Source organism: Ignavibacteriales bacterium, assembly GCA_016700155.1.
In the GTDB taxonomy this organism is placed as follows: Bacteria; Bacteroidota; Ignavibacteria; order Ignavibacteriales; family Ignavibacteriaceae.
The window spans coordinates 752,844-776,935 of record CP065001.1 but is presented as its reverse complement, the minus strand read 5'-3'; the positions used below and the strand labels follow the sequence as shown (position 1 = coordinate 776,935).

Annotated in this window: 17 protein-coding genes and 1 pseudogene; 7 read left to right on the top strand and 11 right to left on the bottom strand. The window is 34.0% G+C overall.

The annotated features are described in order from the left end of the window. Positions 1–6: 6 nt before the first annotated feature. The 8 genes from IPM56_03155 to IPM56_03120 form a co-directional block, all read right to left on the bottom strand. Positions 7–6,267 carry an RHS repeat protein gene (locus IPM56_03155; GenBank protein QQS36968.1) on the bottom strand — a complete coding sequence of 2,087 codons (6,261 nt, stop codon included), beginning with the start codon at positions 6,265–6,267 and terminating at the stop codon, positions 7–9. 156 nt (positions 6,268–6,423) lie between these two features. Then, entirely contained in the window at positions 6,424–6,963 is a 540-nt protein-coding gene (locus IPM56_03150) for a hypothetical protein (protein QQS36967.1), read from the bottom strand. Continuing rightward, positions 6,960–7,301: a type II secretion system protein gene (locus IPM56_03145; GenBank protein QQS36966.1), complete on the bottom strand. Its 342-nt coding sequence runs from the start codon at positions 7,299–7,301 to the stop codon at positions 6,960–6,962. The genes IPM56_03150 and IPM56_03145 overlap by 4 nt, the downstream gene beginning before the upstream one ends. Continuing rightward, positions 7,289–8,632: a hypothetical protein gene (locus IPM56_03140; GenBank protein QQS36965.1), complete on the bottom strand. Its 1,344-nt coding sequence runs from the start codon at positions 8,630–8,632 to the stop codon at positions 7,289–7,291. Before IPM56_03140 ends, IPM56_03145 begins: the two co-directional genes overlap by 13 nt. 633 nt (positions 8,633–9,265) lie before the next feature. After that, positions 9,266–9,403, bottom strand: a complete 138-nt coding sequence (locus IPM56_03135; GenBank protein QQS36964.1) for a hypothetical protein — start codon at positions 9,401–9,403, stop codon at positions 9,266–9,268. 842 nt (positions 9,404–10,245) lie between these two features. Continuing rightward, complete coding sequence (locus tag IPM56_03130) at positions 10,246–10,671, bottom strand: hypothetical protein (protein ID QQS36963.1); 426 nt, start codon at positions 10,669–10,671, stop codon at positions 10,246–10,248. A gap of 185 nt (positions 10,672–10,856) precedes the next feature. Continuing rightward, a complete protein-coding gene (locus IPM56_03125) occupies positions 10,857–11,531 on the bottom strand; it encodes a response regulator transcription factor (GenBank protein ID QQS36962.1) in 675 nt (224 codons plus the stop codon). A gap of 5 nt (positions 11,532–11,536) precedes the next feature. Continuing rightward, complete coding sequence (locus IPM56_03120) at positions 11,537–12,661, bottom strand: sensor histidine kinase (GenBank protein QQS36961.1); 1,125 nt, start codon at positions 12,659–12,661, stop codon at positions 11,537–11,539. Between the two features lie 196 nt (positions 12,662–12,857). On the opposite strand from IPM56_03120, the gene IPM56_03115 reads away from it, so the two are divergent. The 7 genes and pseudogenes from IPM56_03115 (at position 12,858) to IPM56_03085 (ending at position 18,083) form a co-directional block, all read left to right on the top strand. Further along, positions 12,858–13,118: a DUF3892 domain-containing protein gene (locus IPM56_03115; GenBank protein ID QQS36960.1), complete on the top strand. Its 261-nt coding sequence runs from the start codon at positions 12,858–12,860 to the stop codon at positions 13,116–13,118. A 61-nt stretch (positions 13,119–13,179) separates the two neighbouring features. Next, on the top strand, positions 13,180–13,404 hold the full coding sequence (locus tag IPM56_03110; GenBank protein ID QQS36959.1) for a hypothetical protein: 225 nt from the start codon (positions 13,180–13,182) through the stop codon (positions 13,402–13,404). Positions 13,405–13,545: 141 nt separating this feature from the next. Next, positions 13,546–14,457: a cysteine protease gene (locus IPM56_03105; protein ID QQS36958.1), complete on the top strand. Its 912-nt coding sequence runs from the start codon at positions 13,546–13,548 to the stop codon at positions 14,455–14,457. Between the two features lie 15 nt (positions 14,458–14,472). Further along, positions 14,473–15,075 (top strand): hypothetical protein, encoded by a 603-nt coding sequence (locus IPM56_03100; GenBank protein ID QQS36957.1) that lies wholly within the window; start codon positions 14,473–14,475, stop codon positions 15,073–15,075. A gap of 23 nt (positions 15,076–15,098) precedes the next feature. Further along, positions 15,099–15,914: pseudogene (locus IPM56_03095) on the top strand (caspase family protein). Between the two features lie 11 nt (positions 15,915–15,925). Continuing rightward, the gene (locus tag IPM56_03090) at positions 15,926–16,906 is read left to right on the top strand and encodes a DNA/RNA non-specific endonuclease (protein ID QQS36956.1); all 981 of its coding nucleotides are present in this window, start codon (positions 15,926–15,928) and stop codon (positions 16,904–16,906) included. 133 nt (positions 16,907–17,039) lie between these two features. Then, complete coding sequence (locus IPM56_03085) at positions 17,040–18,083, top strand: hypothetical protein (protein ID QQS36955.1); 1,044 nt, start codon at positions 17,040–17,042, stop codon at positions 18,081–18,083. 29 nt (positions 18,084–18,112) lie between these two features. Here IPM56_03085 and IPM56_03080 read toward each other — a convergent pair whose 3' ends face one another. The 3 genes from IPM56_03080 to IPM56_03070 form a co-directional block, all read right to left on the bottom strand. Then, the gene (locus IPM56_03080) at positions 18,113–21,367 is read right to left on the bottom strand and encodes a PAS domain S-box protein (GenBank protein ID QQS36954.1); all 3,255 of its coding nucleotides are present in this window, start codon (positions 21,365–21,367) and stop codon (positions 18,113–18,115) included. Positions 21,368–21,762: 395 nt separating this feature from the next. Next, positions 21,763–22,908 (bottom strand): response regulator, encoded by a 1,146-nt coding sequence (locus IPM56_03075; GenBank protein ID QQS36953.1) that lies wholly within the window; start codon positions 22,906–22,908, stop codon positions 21,763–21,765. Further along, positions 22,901–24,076 (bottom strand): HDOD domain-containing protein, encoded by a 1,176-nt coding sequence (locus tag IPM56_03070; protein ID QQS36952.1) that lies wholly within the window; start codon positions 24,074–24,076, stop codon positions 22,901–22,903. Before IPM56_03070 ends, IPM56_03075 begins: the two co-directional genes overlap by 8 nt. Positions 24,077–24,092: the final 16 nt, after the last annotated feature.

The following is a 24,092-nucleotide window of genomic DNA, read 5'->3' as shown; positions in this document are numbered from 1 at the left end:
AAAAAATCACTCTTTATTGAATTTAATCCTTATTACTGTTGTCGTTGCATCTGCTTTGCTCACAGTTTGACCATAAATTCCTGCATCAATTGATTTCTTCCCAGTAAGTACAACAGACTCTCCATTATTAAAAAATCTTTTCTGACTCTGACTAAGTAAAGAGCCCCCTGTTTTGGTTTCATTTATCAAAGTAACTTTTCCGGTACTTTGATTAACACCAAGATTATCAAATCTTATGGATTTTCCATCTTTAAATCTTCCAGTAACTTGATTAACAATTGTAGTATTAGAAGATTTTGCACTTTCTTCAAATACTTCAGAGATAATTTTTTCTCCTTGTTTTCCAATCTTAGCATTTTTGAGAATATTGCTTGTAACTTTTGTTACTGTATTAGCTGGTCCGGAAGCGATTACCATTGGCTCTGGAGCAACAATCACCGGATTAAGTTCTAAAAAGGTTCCAACAGTCTTGAACCCCCAATAACAAACTCCAGCAAAATCTCCAATTTGTCCAGAGACTTCTGTCATTGTAACATTTACTTGATGTTCTGCTGCTGCAACAGCCCTAGGCCTTGATGGCTTTATATCCATTCCATCCGGATCAATTAAATCAAGAGGAGCGTTCAAACAATAATTATACGGGCTCCAACCCGGATACTTATCTGCAAGCGGGTCAACCTGCAGCCACCTGCCAAGTTCGCTGTCGTAATATCTTGCACCAAAATAATCGTAGTTGGATTCTGTATCACGTTCTTTTTCAGTAAACTTGTATTTGTCGTTTATACTTGCCCCGGTTACGTGGCTTCTACTCGATATGATTTCTCCGAAAGGATAATAATCCTGTGCGCTTACTACTTCTCCAACTTTGTCTAGCACAATCCTGATATTTCCGAGATGATCCTTTATATAATAGTGGCGTTCATCTGTTCGTGAATAAACATATTCCCAGTTTCCAGGATCAACTTCTGTGAGTACGGAATCCCATATTGCATTTGCTTTGCCCAGCAATCCATTGCCGTATAAGTTAGCCATTTTAATTCTGTTTGTATAAAGATTATACACTGCCAATTCTTTTCCTGTATGATCTCTAAGATAAAATTCTTTCACTCCATTTGCGTGCTTTAGTAACCTGTTTCCGTTGTCATCATATTTATACTTAAAATTTGCTCCGTTTGTTGTTGTCATTGATAACGGTAAATTTCTTCTGTCATAACTTATGGAACTTATTTGTCTTAATCCATCACTAATTACGTTACCTCGGTTATCATATTGATAGAATTTATCTACCCCGCCTATATCAACTTTTTGTAACCTATCTGTTCCTGGAAAAGGTGTATAGATCATAGGTTTTCCAGATCTTGTCTTGGTAATAAAATTTCCATCAGGATCGTAAGTGTACATTTCGAAATTGCTACCATAATTCTTAGTTGTTCTTAACCTATTAAGCTCATCGTAATAATAATTGAACATTAAATCCGGTGAATTTGGTATGCCTGTATTTTTCAGATATTGGGATTCAATATTACCATTCGGATAATAAGTAAGACCTTCGATAAATCTGGGATGATTTTTTATTAATATTTCTCCATCAGTATAATTATACAAGTTTGAAATATTTAACAATCTTCCCCTGTTGTCATAAGTATAGTTGATTTTATCATAAGTAGTTTGGAGATCACTGAATATTAATCTGGAGATTTTATTATCCTTATTATAACTGTAAACAGCTTCAAGCTTTGCAGTGGATTTATTATCGTGAATACTGGTCCTGACCTCAATTAACCTGCTTTGTGAATCATAGTCATACCAGTAGTACATATCACCTTCAACACACTGTTTAGTTAAGTTACCGGCATGATCATATGAGTTCTTAACCCATTTCCAACTTTGATTTTCATACTTTACCCAAAAATCATCAACTCTTCCTACAGCATCATAACTATATACTTTAAAACTCCAGGGCTCACCTAATTTATTCCTAAAGGCAGTAGCTACTAATCTGCCTTTGTGATTGCCGTATTTTAGTATTGTTGTGGATACATAAGGATCAGGCATATTAGTGAATACACCAGATTTGTAATACTTGTCATACATATTAACAACTAAGAGTTTGGAAGTATCACTCTCAAAAGAATATGTCTGATCTGGGTTTAATGCAGAGAATTCCGATGCATTATCTTTCATTCCTCTTATTTTAAGTCTACTGAAACTATCATATGAATTGAAAATAATAGAATCAGTTGATAAAAGCTGACTATTCTGAACCTCAAATCTTAGTTGCTTAAATCTATCATACTTAAACTGTACAGTTCCGGAATTAGGATCCACTTTCTTTGAGATATTGCCAAGATCATCGTAGAAATAGTTAGTAGTTTTGTTATTAGGTGTAATTACGGCGGCTAGTCGTTGTAATGTGTTATATGAATAGGTGGTGATAAATGGCACTGAATTATCATACTTAATTTCTTTTAATATTTTTCCAGATTTATCTAAAATTTTTTCAGTCTTATTATTCGATTCATCAAAGATTGTCTGCTTTTCATATTCCGTTGTGTGATTGATAGGATCATATTCATACCTGATTTTGGACGCTCCAACATCATCGGTCACCATTCGTGTCTCTTTTGCCCGGGAGAAGTAATCGTATTTGTTAAAGAGATTTCTATTTTCAGCGTCCGTAACTTTTGAGGTCAGTCCAAGATAGTTGTATGTCATTAATGATTTTGTTTCGAATATACCGGATTCATTTTTTACTTCTGATTTTATGAGATTTCCTCTAACATCATATTGGTCAATGATGTTAGTGGTTAAAGGAGAAAGTATATCAAATTTTATATTTTTTATTATATCCACTTTATTGCTTAAATCATCGTAAACATATTCATAACTTGAATTACCTGGTACTTCTTTTCTTATTTTTAAACTCAGTGACATAGTAGGCAAAATGTCCTGTGAAAAAAAGAACAATTTATAATCGTCATCTCTTGTCCACACACCTTCAGCGACAAATTTAAATCCATACAAATTTTTGTTTGAATTTTTAAGTTCTGAGAGTAATGAGGACACATTTATACTCATTAGTTGATTTTCCTGAAAAGTTACGACCAATGGTCCGATAGATTGATAAGTATTTAGTCCAGATTGGTATTCCTGTGTAATTGCATACACTTCAAAAGTTAAATTCTGTCCTTCGGAAATATTGTAGTGTCTGCAATTTAAAAAGAGTGTGGCAAAATCAATTACTTCTATGTTGTTTGTTTTTAACATCTCAGGCAAGAAAATATAATAGTATTTGTTTGGCGGGATATACGTTCCACCACCGCCGCCGCCGCCAATAGGCTCGTCGCCTTCTTCACCAGGATCTTCTTCTGCATCACCTCCAATGGGATTATCTGTTTCCAGTGGTTCAGTATTTGAATAACTACAGATATTAGCATTGTGATTTGCATTTTCATAGATCGATCCATCACTTAGAATAGCTAAATTTCGTGTGAAGGTAAAATCATCATTATACTGAACAATTATTTGCGATACTTGTGATTCTTCGGTAGTAGGATAACTGCCTGGGAGTCTGACTCTTGTCAACCTTCCAAGAATATCATAGTCAAATTGCGATGCAAATTTATTTGCACTTACCTCAAAGGTTAAATTATTTTTTTCGTCAAATATTTGTATTAATTCGAGGGTATCTTGATCCGAATTATAAAATATTCTCGTTTTTACAGGAGAATTGGAATATAAAGGGATGTAAGGTTCAAAAGTTGAATCGACGTATGATCCATCAGTTCTTAATACTTTAGCTTGAATGGGAGAAGAATATCTGTATTTATATTTTGGTGGAATATAAATGGAGTCAACAATATTACCACCCTCAAATATATACATGAATCCACCCGGATCGTACATTGTAGATTCAACCGCTTTATCGATATTATAAATCAATTTTGTCTTGACAAGGGAATTGTGAACTGTACTGTCCAAAAAACCTTTGTAGACATTGGGCAGCTGCAACTGCAATATAGCTCCGATCGTCTGTAGTTCACCCTCACTCTTGTAAAAGTATTCTGTTATGTCCCTCCTGTTATCGGCAAGATGACTATTCTTGATTGTTTTACGAACTCTTCCAATTAATGCACCTAAAGTGTGGAATTCATTCTTATCACTACTAAGAATTTCTGTATCAGTAAAAATCTTTTTCAGTTCCTGTTTTCCAAGCGAAAAGTATCTGGTCTTATTCAAAAAATCTGTTGGGATGAAATTTTTAAACTGTGATTGAGTCTTTAATCCTGACGGTTCGATTTCAGTCTTAGAAGTCATACAGTAACGAGGCTGCTGAAAGTTTGGTGAATAAATTGAGCTATACTCATAGTTGAAAGTAGTCGTTTTCTGTGCAACAAGCTGGTCTTTGCATGTATTCTGGTTAATAGAAGCTAGCCAAAGTGTTCCGTCAAAGTAAGGCCAATCCGTCAACCCATTAACTAAGTTACCAAGATTGTAGGAGTAATCTGTTGAAATGTATTCGGCAGCGCTTAACTCAACAACCTCTTTTCTTATTTTAATTGTTGTTGTTATATCATGTAAAGCATTACGTCTTGAACCTATATAAATTTTATCAAAGTATTTTTTTACTCTTACTTGACTAGGAGAAGAATCGTCACTATCTCCGAATGGTTTTTCAGTGATAATTTCTGTCCAAATACCATAGTATGGAATCTGGTGTGAATATGTAAATTGATCAGCACTTCCATATGTATAACTATCTTTTTCTATCCGGATTAATTGATTTTCTTCCTTTTTTAATAGCTCTTTAGATTTAACCATGAAGTTTGTTCTTCGATCTCTCTTGCTAGCACTTAAAAAACCGTTTGTATCAAAGTAACCTGTCCCCCGATTATAAGTATAGACATCATTTGTTCCATTTTCATATGTCAACACCGTTACTTTATTATTATGATGAAAGATTGAATCAATCAATAAAGCTGGTACACAGTACTGAAATAAGGGTGTGGATTGAGGATCATATCGATATGTTCTCGAATCCTTTAAATAATGAATCCGATCTGTTCGACCTAACTCATCTGTTATTAAATTTATCATCTTTATTTTTGAGTTGTATATTGATGATTTTTTTCGATCTGCACTATACCAGTTAGATCCGGAAGTATAATCCAATAAGAGTGTATATCGAGTTTTTATTTTCTCCCAATTATCAAAAATGTCGAATGCTCTAAGTGTATTACTCGGTTGTCCTCCTGGAGTTCCAACAGTAATATAGTCGATTGAAAAAAGTTGAAGTATGTTGGAGCCGAGGATTCCTGAAAAATTAGTGCCGGGCGGAACAAAACTCGCGTATTGACTAACATCCACAGAAGAAAACAATTTCCTTCCCAATAAGAGATCCGGACGTGACACCATTATAGGATCATAGTTTATAAATAGCGTGTCACCATATACATTGTTGATTGATTTAAGATAAATAGTCTTTGGCTTAAATTCATTACTCCAATAACCTCCAATTCTTCCATCATTAAATTCTATTCCTTCCTCTTGAAAATAGTAGGTTAGTCCATCCCCAGGTTTGTACCAAATATTTCGAAGTTTTTCGACTTCATCATATATTTCTACGATTGCATAACCGATCTGATCGGGACCTGTTTCATGGTACAGACCAGAAAATTGCCCTGCTACTTCATTATAAATTACTTTATTTGAACCATCAGACTGAAGGAATTGAATATAATCATATTGTTGATAGCTATGTGGAAGTTGTTCACTCCAGTACCAAAGTTTGTTAGAATAATGAAATCCTGGTATCAGCATTGAGGTTTCTTCTCCAATTAAATTAATTTGCTGACTAGGTATGTTTAAAGCATGCGAGTAAAAATTAACTTCGAAGTTCAATGTTTGCAGAGCGAAACCATTAAAACCAATTATCCATTCAGGGGCATTAACTGAATATCCCTCTAATTCAGTCGGAACTGCTGTAAACTGTTCCAAAAATACACGATGCTCTACATTTGCGTTGTATGTCACTGTAAGATCACCTCTCATTTCATTAGGCAGACTCATTCGCTGATTATATAAAAGGCTGAAATTTCCATCGTAGTCACCTATTATTTCATTTCCATTAATATTTTTACTTATACTATTCTGATAACCTCTTTCGTTATGTTTCTCACCTGTGCTTACAGGGATAAGATCTGATTGTGCAAAGTTAATAATCGAGAATAGAGTAAAGATGGTGCAAATGGAGAAGATCAGACGCATAGTGCCTCCCAATAGTTAAATTTCAAACAGTAGTAAGAGAAAATTTTTGGGAAGTAAAGTATTTTAAAAAAAACAAAAGAAAATCAGTAGAACTACGCGATTTTTATTACGTAGTTCTACGGACATGCATAGATTCATTTTAAAAGAATTTTTGCTTTATTCTTCTTTCACCAGATCAATAAATCGATTAGCTGAAAATGCCCTGACGAAAATTTCGTAACTGAAGAATTGCTGAGTGGTTTTAATCTGGAAGTGGATTGATCTTATTTCTTTCGAGCTAGCTGTAAAATGATGAGACTCATAACTACTATTGTTACCAGATAATTGTATTGGTGAATCGATATTGTAATTAAAAATACTCGCTATACATCCATCAATATCACTGAGTTTCAAAATACCATTGAGTATGAGTGAGTCTTTATAAATTATTAAGGTATCTGAATTAGTAGTACTTAGAAGTGCATATTGTGGATGGGATTCGATTCTGAAAGCGTCTGAACATTCGATACATTTTTCAAGTTCAAAAAAGAAATTTTGATATATAAATAAATTAGTATTATGCTCGGAAATCGTCTGCGTAAACTTAAGGACAAATAGATAGAATGAAACAACAAATGTGAGACCTATAAATGACAGGTTTATCGCAACAAGTGTTTCTATTAATGTAAACCCTTTAGTTTCAACTATGAATTTCATTTTTTGTATACAGATTTGAGCGATACTATTGTCGAATCGGAATAACTCTTCTTTACACTTATCTCAACAATTAAATTACTATCCAACTCAGTAATATTTCTTTGTACGATCATATTGCCTTTATCATTAGTATAGACACTATCAGTCATTGCTGATTGACTAATCACTCTGTTCATCTCTTGATAAGCGAAATTAAGAGCTTCTTGTTTAATTGAGACTGGGTTGTTTAAAACAATGTTAAATATAGAAGTAGTCATTACTGCAAGAATCCCAATCAATACAATCACCACCAAAGCTTCAAGAATCGTTGATCCATTTTCATTATTCAGTAGATCCATTCTTCCCTCAGAATTTGAAGTCTGCCATTATTTTCAAATACCGTTGGCAAAAGAAACCAATCATCCAGATTATTTCGATCGACTTTTGTATTTATAAGCCAATTAAGATATTCAGAGGGTTCTTTATAATACCAGAGATTATAGGTAATAACAGTTCCTATAACTTCGCCCATTAGTTCAAGGTTATTCTCACAGTAAACCAATCCTTGAACTTTACTGCTTTTATCAATTTTAATTTTAGTTCGATTACTAATAAAACCGGATGACTTCGTCATCAGAATTACATTACCATTTATTACTGACCCTTCAATTACCAAAGCATTATCTTTTTTTTCATTTTGGGAATCATCAATATTAAGGCAAACAGTAGATGGATAATCAAACTGGCTTTTATTGATGAATATGCTATCTCTCGAGAACAATTGAACATTTTTAAAATGTGATTTACCTTTAACTATGATCGGCCCGTCACAGTACAGCAGTGCATTCTCAACCAGGCAATTTGGGTTAATGACAATCAAGGAATCAGAAAATAGTTCAAGTCTTTCCTTACTCACTGTACCTTTAGAGAATTCAATAATTCCTGGCGCCCGTATGTTCCTTGATCGCTGATCACTAGTCTTTATCTTTCCATTTACGATTAAGTTCATTTCCATGTAATTATTTACTTCTGGTAATATTGTTTCAAAACTAAATTCATCAAGTAAATAGTCTGCTTGATTATGAAAAAACTGAGAACCACTTAATCCTAAATTTTTTATATTATCGAATAGACTGTCAGGAATAATTTGTGCTTTTAGTTTTTTGTCAACTTTGATTGCTCCTTCTAAGTAATTTTCTGAAGCCTGATGGAGTCCGAATATGTTTCCAATTGTTATACGGTCGGTGGTTGATAGAATATTTCCTTTAATTTTTGTATCACCTGCCACAGTTGCCCGTAGATTTGGACGAGTGAAAACGATAGCATAGTTAAACAAATCTTCTCTTGATGGTGCTAAACCGATAGTGTATCGTAGATTTATTGAATCATTTAGTCCATTGGCTTTGGTTGTGATTTCTTTATAAAATCCGTAGTTGCGAATCTGAAGCGAGACTTCTATAGAATTTGATTCAATAAGGAGACTATCTGTTGTCAGAAATGAAGAGTCTGCAAGTACCATTTGAACTGCAGAAAAGCAGGCAAGTTTAAGTTTTTTCTTTTCGAGTATTCGGTTAGTTCCTTTTGCGGAAAAGTATAAAATTGCAAGAAGTGATAAAATTATGCTGGTAATAAGTAAACTTATTAATAGCACAGAGGGTAAGGCATAACCTGAATCAGATCGAAAATTCACTATACAATCTTTTTCGGTAAATTAATTCGAAAAGAAACTGAAAAAATCAGTAGAACTACTGAAAGTATGTCAGTAGAAGTACGTAGTTCTTCATAATTTTGGTGTTACATCTTTCATTAAGATGCAATGTTTTATTAGGCAAATAAAAAGGCAGAGTAATTCATTTACTTATATAGACTACCTTTTGTTTGTTTCTAAGGGTAGTGATGTTGCTGTCCACAAAATGTATAAAACACTATTCGTTTCAGGCCCCATTCATTCCCATCCCAATACACACCACTATAAATCATTTAACCACATTAGCTCGTATCTGCGATCAATATTTTACCAACAGCCCAAATAGTATTTTCATTTATAGAGCAACATTATAGAGCACATTACTGTCTATTGTTCCAAACTCCTACATTTCAAAAGTAAAGTTGTTGCTATGGTGTCAAACGTTATTACACTAACTTCGTTGCCTGATTGATTGAATGACTAAATGGCCGTTTGGAACTTATATGATTGATTTAGAAGCAGTGAATCAATATAAAACAATGTGTCTGTTGATAGCAACCTTATTGTTTTAATGATGTTGTCATCCTTTAATAAACTCAATTTAGTTGGAAGTTGGAGATTGGTCGTCGATAGTGTTCACCACGCTTCTACGCAACTTACATCTTCAAGTGAAAGAGTAAGTACTGATTCCGGATGTGACGGAATTGCTTCATCCTTGCAAGCATATCCAAATGGAATAAATAGAATAATAATAGTCAAATTTATAAAACTCATTCTGCATCTAGTTCTTTTTATCATTTTTTAGCCTAAAATTTTTTGGAAGTAATAAATAGTAGTTTTTAGAAATGATCAATTCATAAATTAAAATCTGCCTATGATGCAACAATTCAGCTTTTAATTTATCTCGGAACTCTGAACATTGTGCTCTCAATTTTGTGACCCCGTCTTTATTAGCCCAATAATTTCAATACTATTCTAACCTACAACAAGTTGGACTTAATGTAAATACGTATATATACTAATTTTTAAAATGGGAATATTATTTACTCTAAAAATTCAAACTTTTATAGAAGTACTATTTTTCTCATTGACGAAAAGAAAAAAAATTCCGATAAAAATCTGAATTAAAGTAGTGGTATAAAAATAAACCGGCCCGATTTCCGCTTCGGTTATAATAATAAAATATTTTATAAGAATAGACGCTTCATAAACGATCAACACAATATGAAATAATAATATGCGTCTTTTTGCACTAAAATATTTAATTAAAAATTTTAAGAATTGAATAAGTATAATTATATGAACTAATAAATGAATTACTCTGACATTTATTTGTGAAAAAAAAACTACAAATATACTTGCCAGCACTAACAGTGTTATTGCACCTATTTTTATTTCATTTCTAATATCAAACAACACAACATAAAAAATTATTATTGTCCCAACTATATAAACTTGTTGAATATTGATTGAGGCTATATAAAATGCGATTATTGCAATCGGATCAAATAATGCTAGAACAAAAAAGAAAGTAAAAAACCTGGTTCGGTATTGCCTAATAGGCACTAAAAACCAGGTTACTAAATTTGAATAGATAATTATTTCTAAAAATTCCATTAATCAGTACAAAATGGTGGGCAATCAGCAGAGTATTCCAAAGTAAAGATTCCATTTGTCATTGTTAAAACTTCATTTCTTTTTTCAATATAAGTAATTGTACTGTTTCCATCTATTAATAATTTTTTAACAATTTCAACTGAATAAACTGAAAAAGTGTCTGTACTGTTAACTGTAACACCTAATGGTTTTAAAGTTTTTCTTTTATTATCTAAAATATACAATTCATTATTCAGAATTTTAAACATTAAAACATCTGATGATTGGGTTGCAAAAGCATTTAATTCGGTTGACGGTATTTGAATTGATACTAATACCTGCCCGAACAATTCATCTGCTTTTTCTTTTGAAATGATCTTCCCCTGTGATAAAGTTGCAATGTTAAATAATAAAAACATCACAACTGACACTAAAACTTTGAACATCTTTTCTCCTTATTCTTATAAAAAATTCAGAGAAAATTATTCATCTGACAACTGATAGTATATACGTATATATACGTATTTTAAAATTAGTGAAAAATGAGAATAATGAAGCAATTCGACTTTTTTGTCTTAGAATTTCAGATAAAGTAAGTAATTATACTGATAGCCTGTTATCGAAGAGAATATTATTTTCGTTTATTATCTGTTGTAAAATTTATAGCAAACTTCATCAGCTGAGGAAATGATTTAAGATTTAATTTCTGCATAAGATGGATCCGGTGAGTGTCAACGGTTCTTTTTGAAATATACATTCTCTCTGCTATTTCATTACTCGTTAGCCCTTCAGCGATCAGGAAAAGTATATCGGCCTCCTTTGGTGATATTTCATTCAGATCAGCCGTGATTTCATTCGCAGGTTCTTGCTCATAATTTGTTATGAACTCATCTAGTTTAGCTCCGGAGTAATTACTCCCAAAATATTTTCCACCCTCACAAACCAGTTCAATAGTTTGAAGAAGTTCAGTCTTGGAAATATCTTTGTTGATCAGACTATCCCCACCTGATTTGTAGCAGTGATAGATATAATCCTCCCCGCTGTACATTGTAAGAAAAATAATCTTTGTTGCCTGGTTTTGCTGACGCAATAATTTTACGGCTTCAAGTCCTGATAGTTCTGGCATTGCGATGTCGGTAATTATCAAATCGGGTTTTAGCAACAGGGTTTTATATATGAGATCTTTCCCATTATTAGCTTCCCCTATTATGTTAATCCGTTCCTCGCCTAAAAGAAGACTGATAATTCCTTTTCTGAATAGTTCGTGATCATCTGCAATTAATAGTTTAATAGAATTTTTTTTCATAAATATTAAGAGTTATATGGTATCTCGGCAATAAGTGTAACACCTTCATTAGTGTTCGAGTTAATTTTTAATGTTCCTCCCAAGCCCTCGGTTCTTTCCCTTATATTCATTAGCCCGAAGTGCTTGGTGTTATCGTCAGAGTGTTTTTCTTTTAATCCGCACCCGTTATCTGTAATGATTGCTTTTATTGATGAATCATTCTTTACCATAAAGACACTGAATTCACTGGCACCTGAATGCTTAATAATATTACTCAATCCTTCCTGTATTATCCTGTAAAAAAATAATTCGTGTTTTTTATTTAACCTTCCTGTGAATCCTATCAATTGTATACTCCCGGCAATTCCGCTTTCAGCGCTTACATTATTGCACAAAGTATTCAGAGCAGGTTCCAATCCCATTTCATCAAGTACTTTGGGCTTAAGATCGTAAATGATTCTTCTTAGTTCATCACTTAAAGATTTTAACTGTAACTTAACGGACGTCATATGAGTATCCTGATCAAGACGGTTTTCTTCCTCTATTTTATTCATTCCCATTCTAATTAAATAAAGTTCCTGAACAACCCCATCGTGAAGCTCATTTGCAATCCGGTATCTTTCCTCATCAATCTGATTTTGTAAATACTGAGATAATTGTTTTAATTTTATTTCGAGGGATTTAATTGTAGAGATATCACGAAGGTATATCTGAGCAATATTCAGATCTGAATTTCCAACCATAAGTCCGTCAAAATGAATATCATTTATTTGAACGGGAATAGCTAAAACAAGATTGTTTTCAATTTTGGATTTGATTTCCTTGATATTAGTAAAATGATTCGTGATCAGTTCCCCTGTTTTGACATTCAGAATTTTTGATGCTGCATTGTTAAAGAATAATATTTCTCCATCTGCATTGATTCTAATTATTGGATCCGGATCAAGTGTGGCAAATAATGCCATCAACTGGCTGTTCTTTAATTCAATCTCCTGTTTTTCTATAAGATGCTTTTCTTCTGTTGGTTTAACAACATATCTGTTCAGGTAATAAATCAAAGCGATTACAACTAAAGCTATAATGACCAGAATAAATACCGGGCTTGACCAGCTTGAAAGTATCTCGAAGAACTTTGAAGACGTGCTATCCATTATAACACATTATTAAATGAATAAATTTTATGTCCATCATTAACTCACCCATTTACAAAAGTAATAATACCATAAAATTTTCACTCTGTCATCAGTATATATACGTATTCATAGTTGAAAAATCAGTATAAGTACGTATTTCTATTTTCAAAAAATGATATGACATTTGGAATGAAAAAAATCCGGTAGAAAAAGTATGGTAGAGAGAAAAGTGACAAGCAGCAGTAAGGATAGTTCAGGAAATATCCTGGCTTTATGTAATAACGGGGAATGGTGGTCACCAAGAATTGCTTCCGAAGTGATCAATGATTTAGAAATGAAGCTATATGATTATTATGTAATTGTAGAGAACCAGCAAGTGTATATTAAAGTAATAAAGGGTAATGGCGGGAAATACTTGCGGACAGATCCGGACAGAACGACAAAAAACAATCTGGATGATCTTCCCGATTGTTGAGGGGCTGGGGGAAATCGGGCAGCACAACTGTTAACCCGATTTACAAGGAGTACAAATATTGATGAGGCGCTATAAAAGCCATACAAATGGTGAGAGGTACGTCGGGAACAAACTGACAAAGGAAGTTCACGACCTGGATAATGAAAAGCCTCAGTGCAAAGTAGACGATATCATTGATAACGGAAACGATGAAGCATTCCGTTATTTCTATGAATCAAAAATTAAAAACTATACTGTCTGTAGTTTTTGTTTCGGTGTTTTTATTGAGGTGATTAAAAAGAAGTAGTGTTCTGATAAATTTCCTTCAGTCAGATATCTCCACATATATCAATCTGATTTATTCATAGTCTTTTCCGGAAAATGTTCTAATTGTTTTTTAACAATCATAACAAATCGCTTTACTGCTAAAGCGAAAGGAGGTAAAGATATGGATCGCAATTTAAAATCATTAAGCATGGGCTGGCTGCCCGACTATCCGGATTTTAGGGATTACACTGTAAATCAGGATACCTTATCCGAGCGGGTAAAAAAGTTTGGGGAGGAAAAGTCAATCAGTAAAATGCTTGGTGCCATCGGAGTTACCAAAGCAGCTAAATCACTCCCTTTAAAAGTAAGTTTAAAAGAATGGTGTTCACCGATAGAAGATCAGGAATCAATCGGCTCCTGTACTGCACACGCCGGAGTTGGACTTGTTGAATACTTTGAGAAAAGGGCTTTCGGTAAACACATTGACGCATCGAGATTATTTCTTTATAAAACCACGAGGAATTTACTCAATTGGATCGGTGATACTGGCGCATTTTTAAGAAACACTATGGGCGCATTGGTTTTGTTTGGTGTTCCCCCTGAAGAATACTGGCAATATAATGTTGCTGATTTTGATCTTGAACCTTCCGCATTTTGTTATGCATATGCACAGAACTATCAGGCAATCAGTTACTATCGTTTAGACTCTCCCGGAATTTCAAAGGATGTACTTCTCACCAATATAAAAAAACATTTAGCGGCGGGACTTCCATCAATGTTTGGGTTCACTGTCTTTAACTCAATCTCGCAGGCAAATAATACCGGTCTCATACCTTTCCCGGCAAAAACAGATAGGATCAGCGGTGGTCACGCGATTGTCGCAATCGGTTACGACGATAAACTGAAAATAAAAAATACTTTTTCAGCTAAGGAAACCACCGGCGCATTGCAAATAAGAAATTCCTGGGGAGAATCCTGGGGTGAAAACGGATACGGGTGGCTGCCGTATGAATATATCCTTTCAGATCTTGCCGAAGATTGGTGGTGTATTATTAAGAGTGAATGGGTCGATACAAATGCTTTTAAAATTTAAACTTCATTTAAAATTATGTTTGATGAAAAATTAGTACCGCTGTATGAATCAATTCTTTGGATTGTCTTCTGGTCTTCACTGCTTTTTATTTTCAGAAAAAATCTTTTTGAAATCGTTAATTTGTTAAAACGCAGGATTGGTGAGGGTGCTGCATTTACTTTTGGATCAATATCCATAGGAGAGCCGCCCCGCAAGCTAACTGATGGTGGTCCGGACGCAGTAGCTGTTTCTGACAAAGACGGAATTAAATCACTCCCTTCTGAGAAAATCCAATCTGAAATTGATAACGCTTATAAAAAATTAGTTGATAATTATTTTGTTTTGCATAATGCTGAGGTGACGGTCAAAAGGACTGTACCGGGATCAGGCAGATATAAAGTAAAAATCTGGATTGAATCCTGGAATGACAAATCGCTGGATGGAATTGAAAGTGTCACATACAGGATATATGGTGATTTTAATCAGCCAACCATTTCAACTAAATCAAACAAAACCGGATTTGATTTATGGCTATCTGTTTATGGTGAATTTCCTGTGCTGGTTCTCATCACAAAAAAAGATGGCAGCCTGGAATGGTTATCAAAGTACATTGATCTTCCGGGAAGACCACCGGATTAAAAAAAATATTGGAGGATAACGATATGTCTAAATATGCTTTGTGTATCGGTATCAATGACTATCCAGGTACAGGAAGTGATCTTGCTGGGTGTGTTAATGATGCCAAAGATTGGTCGGAGGCTCTTAAGAATCGTGGGTTCACAGTTTCAAAATTATTTGACAAACAAGCAACCGGTAAGGGGATCAGAGAATCTATCAAATCAGTAATTGCAAAAGGCAAAAACGGCGATACGGTTGTTATTTAGTACTCAGGGCACGGTTCATTTGTGCCTGATGAAGATGGTGATGAACCAGACAATACGGATGAGTGTATCTGTCCGTATGATGTGCGTACCAAGGGATATATTACAGATGATGAACTGTTCTTATTATATAGTAACAAACTCCCGGGTGTAAAACTTTTTATTATTTCAGATTCCTGTCATTCAGGATCTGTTGCCAGATTCGCACCTATAACTACTCCTCCAACTGTTAGAGGACCTAAACCACCTCAGCGAAAAGTTCGGTTTTTACCACCGGAGAGTTTCTTATCAAAAAGAACAGTCTCCAAACTTGGAATTACAAAAACTCTTCGCAGATCAAGTCCTCCGGGACGTTATGCAGGATTATTAATGTCCGGCTGTCAGGATACTGAATATAGTTACGATGCATACTTCCAGGGAAGACCAAATGGTGCATTTACTTTTGCAGCTCTTAAAACTTTAAAAGCCTTAAAAGCAAATGCAACTTATTCAGACTGGTATAAAGCAATCAAAAAGATTTTACCTTCACAGCAATATCCACAATCTCCAAATCTGTTTGGTTCCAGTCAAATGAAAAAATGGAAAGTATTTTTGTAGGAGGTGAACAAATGGCAGACAAGAATAAAGCAGTTGATGACTATAGAGATCGGTCAGGATACCAGGCAAATTTCATAGCGAATAATAAAACCTTACACCTTCCTGATTTTTCCAGTGTATCAAATTTATTTAAACCTTCGATAAAGCCTGGTAGTCCTTATGAAATTCCGTATCAGAATTTCAGTGTTATTCTAAATATGAAAAGAAAGTTTCCTTTGTTTACGGCGTGCAATATCAATGGATCAAGTTTTCAGGATACAAGCCGGAAAAACAACTGGAGAAATGATCCAAGAGCAAAATCATTTCAATGGGGCAGTAAACTTTATTCTGCCTCTAAAAGTGATTTTGATAAGGGTCATATGACCCGGCGTGAAGACCCTGCCTGGGGTAATAACTTACAGATCGCAACAAAAGCAGACCAGGATACTTTTCATTATACCAACGCTGTACCGCAAATACATAAATTAAATGGATACACCTGGAAGGAACTTGAAGATCACGTTTTACATTCCGGTGCGGTCGCAAATAAACTTAAGATAAGTGTATTTACAGGTCCCGTCCTGGATAAGGATGATCCTGAATTTGTAACTAAGGTAAGCGGGACGAGTGTTTTGATCCCTGACAGATTTTGGAAAGTGATTGTCTGGGATAAGAAAGGTAAAGGACTGCACGCTGTCGGATTTGTCATGAGTCAAAAACAATTATTAGTTGATGATGGAATTGTTAAGAAACCTAAATCCGTACCAAAGACAGTGTTAAAGAAAAGAGATGTTTTTGAAAACATTGAATTCAAGGACAGGAAATCATACCAGGTATCGGTTTCATTTATCGAGAAAATAACCGGGATAAAGTTTAACTGGAAGAATGTAAAGTTTCCGTTTACTGATACAAGAGCAATCGAAATAAAGTCAAGCAGAATAAAAGCAAGCACATTGAGATCAGTTGGTGGTGTGAGGAGAAGACAAATAACAATCCAGAATATGGTTTTATAATTTTATTTGTTGACGTGAGTTCTAAGCATCTTAACAAAGATAAAAGAGTATTCACTTCTACGCTTTCTTATTGATCAATTCACTCCGTGAGATCATAAATCAACAAAGGTCATAATTATTATTTGGAGATAATATGAACTATCGATGCATATCTACCATAGTATTCTTTCTGATCCTGATTTTTAATCCTCTGCTTTGGTCCAATTCGTATAAAGGGAAACGACCTTCATTTGAATTAGACTATATTGGCATTGATCTTATCCAACTGACTATCAAGGCTGACAGTCTGAAATTTATATCAGAGATAAAAATCAATTCACTGCCTGGCGAATCCAACGATGAAATCACCATTTATACATTTAAAGATATTTTTATGTGTGATGGATATTCTCATCAAGTATTCAGAATAAAGGATTATGATATTGTAGGAAATGCAGGAAAAGTAAAAATCAAATATAAAATTGATTCAACCAGCAGATATTCTGATACAATTGTTGTGCTGCAAGATTTACATACCTTCTATACTGATATCGGAATCTTGTTTGCATATGGTAAAGATGGTATTATCAAGGGTTATCCAAATGTTTCTCTTTCTGCTTATTCCAAACAAACCAACTGGGCTACTTTATTCTCTGAGCTTTATTTCACTGCAATTGCCCCTGTCAAGGATTCTGCTGCTAATATCCCTTCGCATAAAATATTTACTGAAGGAGGATCAATTTTGAATCTCCAGGTTGGAACCATCCTTTATCCCTGGTTTAAGCCGTGGCATCAGGAATATTTTGGTGTTTTTTTTAGTGGCGGGGTTAGAACCTTTTATAGTCCTGATCTTATTTTTAAGAAACGTTTCGGTGCAGGATTTACTATTGACTTTTTCCCGCTTACCGGAGATTTTGACAATGGATTTCTTGATATAGCATATTTTTATGACGAGTTCTGGAAGCTGAGTGATTCAATAGCATCGGATCCAAACAGGTTAAATATTAAAGCACATGTTGATTTTGTTTTACCGGGCGTAGATAAATTTTCTTCTCTTGAACTACTTGCTGATTTACCAGTTACTAATAAGGGTTATGGCAGTTTAGGAGTTGTATTCGTAATTGGAGTTAACCTCCCGCAATTATTGAATAATATTTATGACAGTTTATTTAATGTCTGGGGTGATGCGAAGAAATAAATCTATTATCACATTCAGCAGGTAACTTCCTAATTATTTAATGCTTCATGAATGGTGTTTCTGAGTTCATTTATTGTATAAGGTTTACTCAAATAATGTGTAAATCCTTTAGATAAAAATTCAAGTCTGTCTGATTCAGTTGCGTATGCAGTAATAGCAATAATAGGAACGGTTTTCAGTCCAAGTTCATTTCTGATTTTATGTGTTAGTTCTAATCCATCCATGTCAATACCAAGGTTGATGTCAATCATCAGCAAATCATATTCTTTTTCTTTTAGTTTTTCTAAGGCAAACTTACCTGTGCTAACAATCTCAGGATTGAATTTTTCCCTTGTAAGTACTAGTCTTATAAACTCCTGAGATATATGATCATCCTCAACATACAATATTCTTATGCTTGATTTATCCCGGGTTCCTTTGATAATTAAATTTCCAGACTGACCAGAACTTGTCTCTTTAATGTTATCCATAATTTTGAGTATTGGTAATTTTAAACTGAATGTGGAGCCTTTACCTGGTTCACTTTGCAGGTTTATCTCTCCACCGATTAATTCGGTGTATTTTTTTGTAATTGTCAATCCAAGCCCGGTGCCTTCAAACGATCTGTTAATACCTTCGCTAACCTGTCTGAATTCATCCCAGATAAGATTCTGTTTTTCTTTTGGAATCCCGACACCTGTATCACTTATTTTTATCCATATCGATTCATCGGGGTTTTTCTCATCAGGTTCAACCAGTATTTTTATTTTTCCATTCTCTGTATACTTTATTGCATTACTTAACAGGTTAATCAGAATCTCTCTTAATAGTTTTTCATCGCTTAAAAATTTTCTGTTATCAAGGTTAAATACAATGTCTATTGAATTACCTTTCTGGTCGGCTGTCGACTGAAAAAGTGTTTTCAGTTGAACTATCAGTTCATACAAATTAAAATTAGTCGCTTCGGTTTTTATTTTATCAAATTCCAGTTTAGTTACGTCGAGAATTTTATTTAAAGTTTCAGTCAATCTTTTTGATGAAGATAAAATCAGGTTAGCCATTTCTTTTTGTTCGCGGTCTGTCAGTATTTCAGAAAGCATTTCAGAATAACCAAGTATACCGACAAATGGTGTACGTAATTCGTGGCTCATATTCGCATAGAAGTATGATTTAATCCTGTTCATTTCTTCCGCTTTTTCTTTTGCGAGTATCAGTTCTTCCGTCAGTTGTTTTCTCTCTGTGATATCCTCTTTGACTGCAATAAAGTTTGTAATCACTCCATTCTTATTAATCAGTGGTGATATCGTTGCTGATTCCCAGAAAAGTTCACCGTTTTTCTTTTTGTTCAGGAACTCTCCCTGCCACACTTTGCCTGAAAGTATTGTTTCCCATAATTCTTTGTAGTTAGTCCCGCTTTGTTCTCCTGAGTTAAGTATTCTTGGATTCTTACCAAGAACTTCTTCTGAAGTATAGCCCGTACTCTTTGTAAAGTTGGGGTTTATATAATCTATATCTCCTTTTAGGTCCGTCATTACAATTGTAACAGGACTCTGCTCAACCGCACTTGATAGTTTTTTTAACTCCATCTCTGATTTTTTTTTCTCAGTCACGTCTTCTGAAATTGAGAGTATTCCTTTTCTTCCATCAGGCAGTATTATTGTAGTTTCATTCAGATGAACAATGATGATTGTTCCGTCCTTCCTGGTGGTCTCAACATCATGATCAAGTATAGATCCACTAAGAAGTTGTTGAATGTTTTGTTCGATCAATCCATACTTATCCGGTGTTGAAAGAAGTCTGATATTGTTTCCGATTAATTCACTTTTTTCATACCCGGTTATTTTGCAAAACGCATCATTCACACTTATAATAATACCTTTTTCATCCTCAAGTAATACACCAACCGGTGATGAATCGAATAAGCTCTTGTATCTTTCTTCACTTTGCTGCAATGCTATTTCTGCATTTTTTCTGTCGTTGATATCACGTCCAACTCCGATAATTGATTTTACTTTACCGTACTTATCCAGTATCCCATTATCATTCCATGCAATCCATCTCCATCCTTTTGTAGTCATTGCTCTTTGTTCAACATAACAGGTATAAGGCGGCAGGTATAATTTTTTCATTGCATTTTGGGTAACTTCTCTGTCATCCTCGTGTACCAATGGAATAAATGATTTACCAATTAATTCTTCTGGTCTCTTCCCGAAAAGGACACAGTAGCTTGGACTGACAAATTCAAATAATCCCTGGTTGTCTACTTCAACTACCAGATCACTTTGGTTCTCAATAAGTGTTCTGTATTTTTCTTCACTTTCTGCCAGTCTTGTTTCCCTGATCCTCTCATCGGTTTTATCACTAAAAACTACTACTACTCCCGCAATACTTCCGTCATCATTTATTATTGTTGAACCACTTTCAGATATAGGTTTTTTCGTTCCGTCTTTACAATGTAATATCGTTCTGTCTGCAAAGCCTGCAACTTGACCAATCTGCAAAATTCGTTCACCAGGATTTTCTATTATTTCTCCTGTGTCCTCATTAAAAATTCTAAAAACGTCTTTTAATATTTTATCTCTGGCATCTTCCTCTTTCCAGCCTGTAAGATCTTCCGCCACACGGTTCATATTCAGAATTTTCCGGTCAATGTCTGTAATTATAACACCGTCACCAATGCTGTAGAGTGTTGTTCTGAATAATCTTTCATTATCTTTAATCTGTTTTATGAATTTCTGATTTTCTTCATGATCCAATAATATTTTCCCGATTACTACAGTGACGATAGGGTATACTCCAATCACTGAGACTGTGATTAACTGGTATGCATTAAGTATGCTTTTGGATGGTAAGAGTAATATGAATAAAAGCATAAATGCGTGAACAATTAATCCAAAAATATATAGCTTTAAAATTGGATATTTTTTTGCTGCGAGTGACTTCTTCCTTTTGTAAAAGAAAATTCCAGCAAGAAATGAGCTTAGGATTACAAATGATCCCATCATCATTCCGCCGCCGCCAAGTGATAGTCTGTAAACTAATGCAATTATTGAGGCGAGAATTCCTGATAGTGGTCCAAAGAATAGCGCACACAAACTTATTATTATTGATCTGCCGTCAAAAATAATTCCTTCAGATAATACATAAGGATTCATCATTCCAATAATAGCAGTTATTCCGAATAACAATCCCTGTAATAGTTTTCCCTTTATTTCTTCTCGGTTGAATCTGAGGTTAATAAATCCGGAAAGTGCGCTTAGTGCAATTAAAGTAGATAGGTTGTATAATAAATCAATTACAATCATCAGTCAGAAAATATCTCTCCAATTTTTACGTGTGATTGTTCCCCAATCAATTAAAAGGTAATAATACAAGTAACAAAATCCAAAAAAAATCAAGAATAATTTATTCTTGATAAATTATTATTGAGGAAAATGAGTTCCAAACTTCCGGATAATTAACCATACGTTTTCATTATTTTTTCAAGCCTTGGAATAACATCATGGAATAGAATCTGGAATAGCTCAATTTTAGAATCGAATGATTTTCTGTAGAGTTTAGTAAAATTCATATTTTTTGATTTTTTTTAATACCAAGGAAAAAAAAGATTACTATTACATTTAAAGTTTTTTGACGAATAAAATAACTAACTCTTAGTTCCAAGTAAAAGTGAGAAAAGAATATAATTTTTTCATATTGTTTAGATAGGCACAAGCACTTTGATGGGTTCTACTATCTTTTTTACGGTTGCCAGGTTTAATAGCCTGATATTAAGAATACTATTTATTTCAATGCCTTTTCTTAAGAGAATAAAATTATTACTATCATAAATATCCTGCCCGAGTATCATACCATCCCGTAATTCAGAAACATTAAGATTTTTAACCATAAATTTTCTTCCGACTCCAGACATTTCAGATTCCAACGCACTCATAATTTCAGGATTATATTTACCCTTGTCTTTGTCCATCAGCTTTAATGCTTCTGGTTCACTCAACCCTGATTTAATATAAGCATCAAAATCCGAAGCAACTTTTAAAATCCCAGCAAGTTTTAAAACTGAATCACTATTTACAAATTTAAATGTTTCTTCAGACTGCTGATCATATCTTTTCATCTGGAATTTAATGGCATTGGAAACTTCTTCAAGTCTTGGAATGTTTTGTAGAAATGAACTACCAACTGTAGGATGAGAGGAATAAATTCTGTTTTCTTCAACAGTTAATTCTATACCAGAGATTCTTTTTTCTATTAATTCCTGTGGTATGGTCACACATCCAATTTGTGAAAGTAGTGCAGCTAATTCAACTTCCCAAACTTCTTTCATTTTCAAACGTTCTGCAATACTTTTTGATATCCTGCTGATGTCACTTGCAAATCTGAATGCAGTAGGATTAACTGCTGACAGAATATCAATTAATACTTTTATACTACCTTTAAGTGTTCGGTTTAATAATTCTTTTTCTGCGGTGATTAGCCGATATTGCTCCACGCCACTATTTAATGCATTTATTAGTGATTCGCTGTTGAGAGGTTTAGTAAGAAAACGAAATACATTCCCTTCATTTACCGCATTTATCGCTATAGTTATATCAGCATATCCGGTCAGTATTATTCGAATTGTATCAGGAGAGATTTCTTTAACCTGTGATAAAAATGTGATGCCATCTAAAACCGGCATTTTATAATCTGATACAACAACGCTGAATGTGTCTGCATTTTTTAATTTGCTCAATGCATCGAGAGGATTGGAGTTTGTTGAAACTAAAAACTTTGATCTTAGACTCCGCTTATATCCCTCAAGAATACTTTCATCGTCATCTACGAATAAAATTCGGTTATTCAATATTATTTACCTCACTATTCTCTATTGTATTTAAAAATGCTGGGATTTCGTTTTCTATACCAAGCGCATTAATATACGACTGGTCTATTTCCTGTGGCTTCATACTTAAATGTGCTAAATGTACAGCAGAAAGTATTGAAAAATTTGTTTCTCCAACTGAAGATGGTATATGATGAAAAGCTGCGGCTTCGACAATTACATCAGGTAAGCCCCATAAACCAAGGAGATATCCACCAACTATTGCATGATCCGTATCAAATAGTTGTTCTTCAATTTCTCTGATTTGCATTCCACTCAAATTATTAAGTTCCAATATTTTTTCTTTGTACTCAGGAATTTGTAGTAAGATTAACTTTCCGATATCATGCAACATACCTGCGATAAAAGCATTTTCTACTTGTTGTGCATTGCTCACTTTAAGAGATAATATTTTTTTTGAAATATTGGCAATATACAGACTATGGCTCCATAATGCTTTTAAACTGTTTGTCATTTCTTCATCCTTATCATATGTTGTAAAAAGATGATGGAAAAGAACAAGTGATTTAATAGTATCAACCCCCAGATAACTTACAGCCTGAATGATATCGCTAATAGCTTGCGGTAAACCAAAAAAAGCAGAATTTACCATCTGAAGAATTTTCGCCGTCATTGATAAGTCTTGAGAAATGATATTCCCAATTTTTTTTAGCGATACAGTATTGGAATTTAATTCATTTTCTAAATCATGATATAATTTAGGTAAGCTAGGAAGATTTGATACTATAGAAACTTTTTCTTTGATTTTCGGATTCAGAACTAGTTGCCTTAGCTTGATTAAACGATATATAGCACTCTTAAGAATCTCGAGGTCACATGGTTTTGGTAAAAATTGATGAGCCGTACTTGAAGTGCGCATTATAAATTCTTTCTCAGAATAACCTGAAAGGATAATTCTTGTAATGCCCGGATACTCCTTTTTAACGTGCTGCAATAATGTTGCACCATCCATCTTTGGCATTCTCATATCGGTAACTATAATATCAATCTTTTCTGTTGCTAGGATTCTTAGTGCTTCTTCACCACTTTCAGCAAAATACAAATTCCACTCCCGTTTCATCGGGCGTAACATTCGCTTTAGCCCAAGGATTATATTTTCTTCATCATCAACAAATAAGATACTTATCATAGCAGTTTAGTCGGCA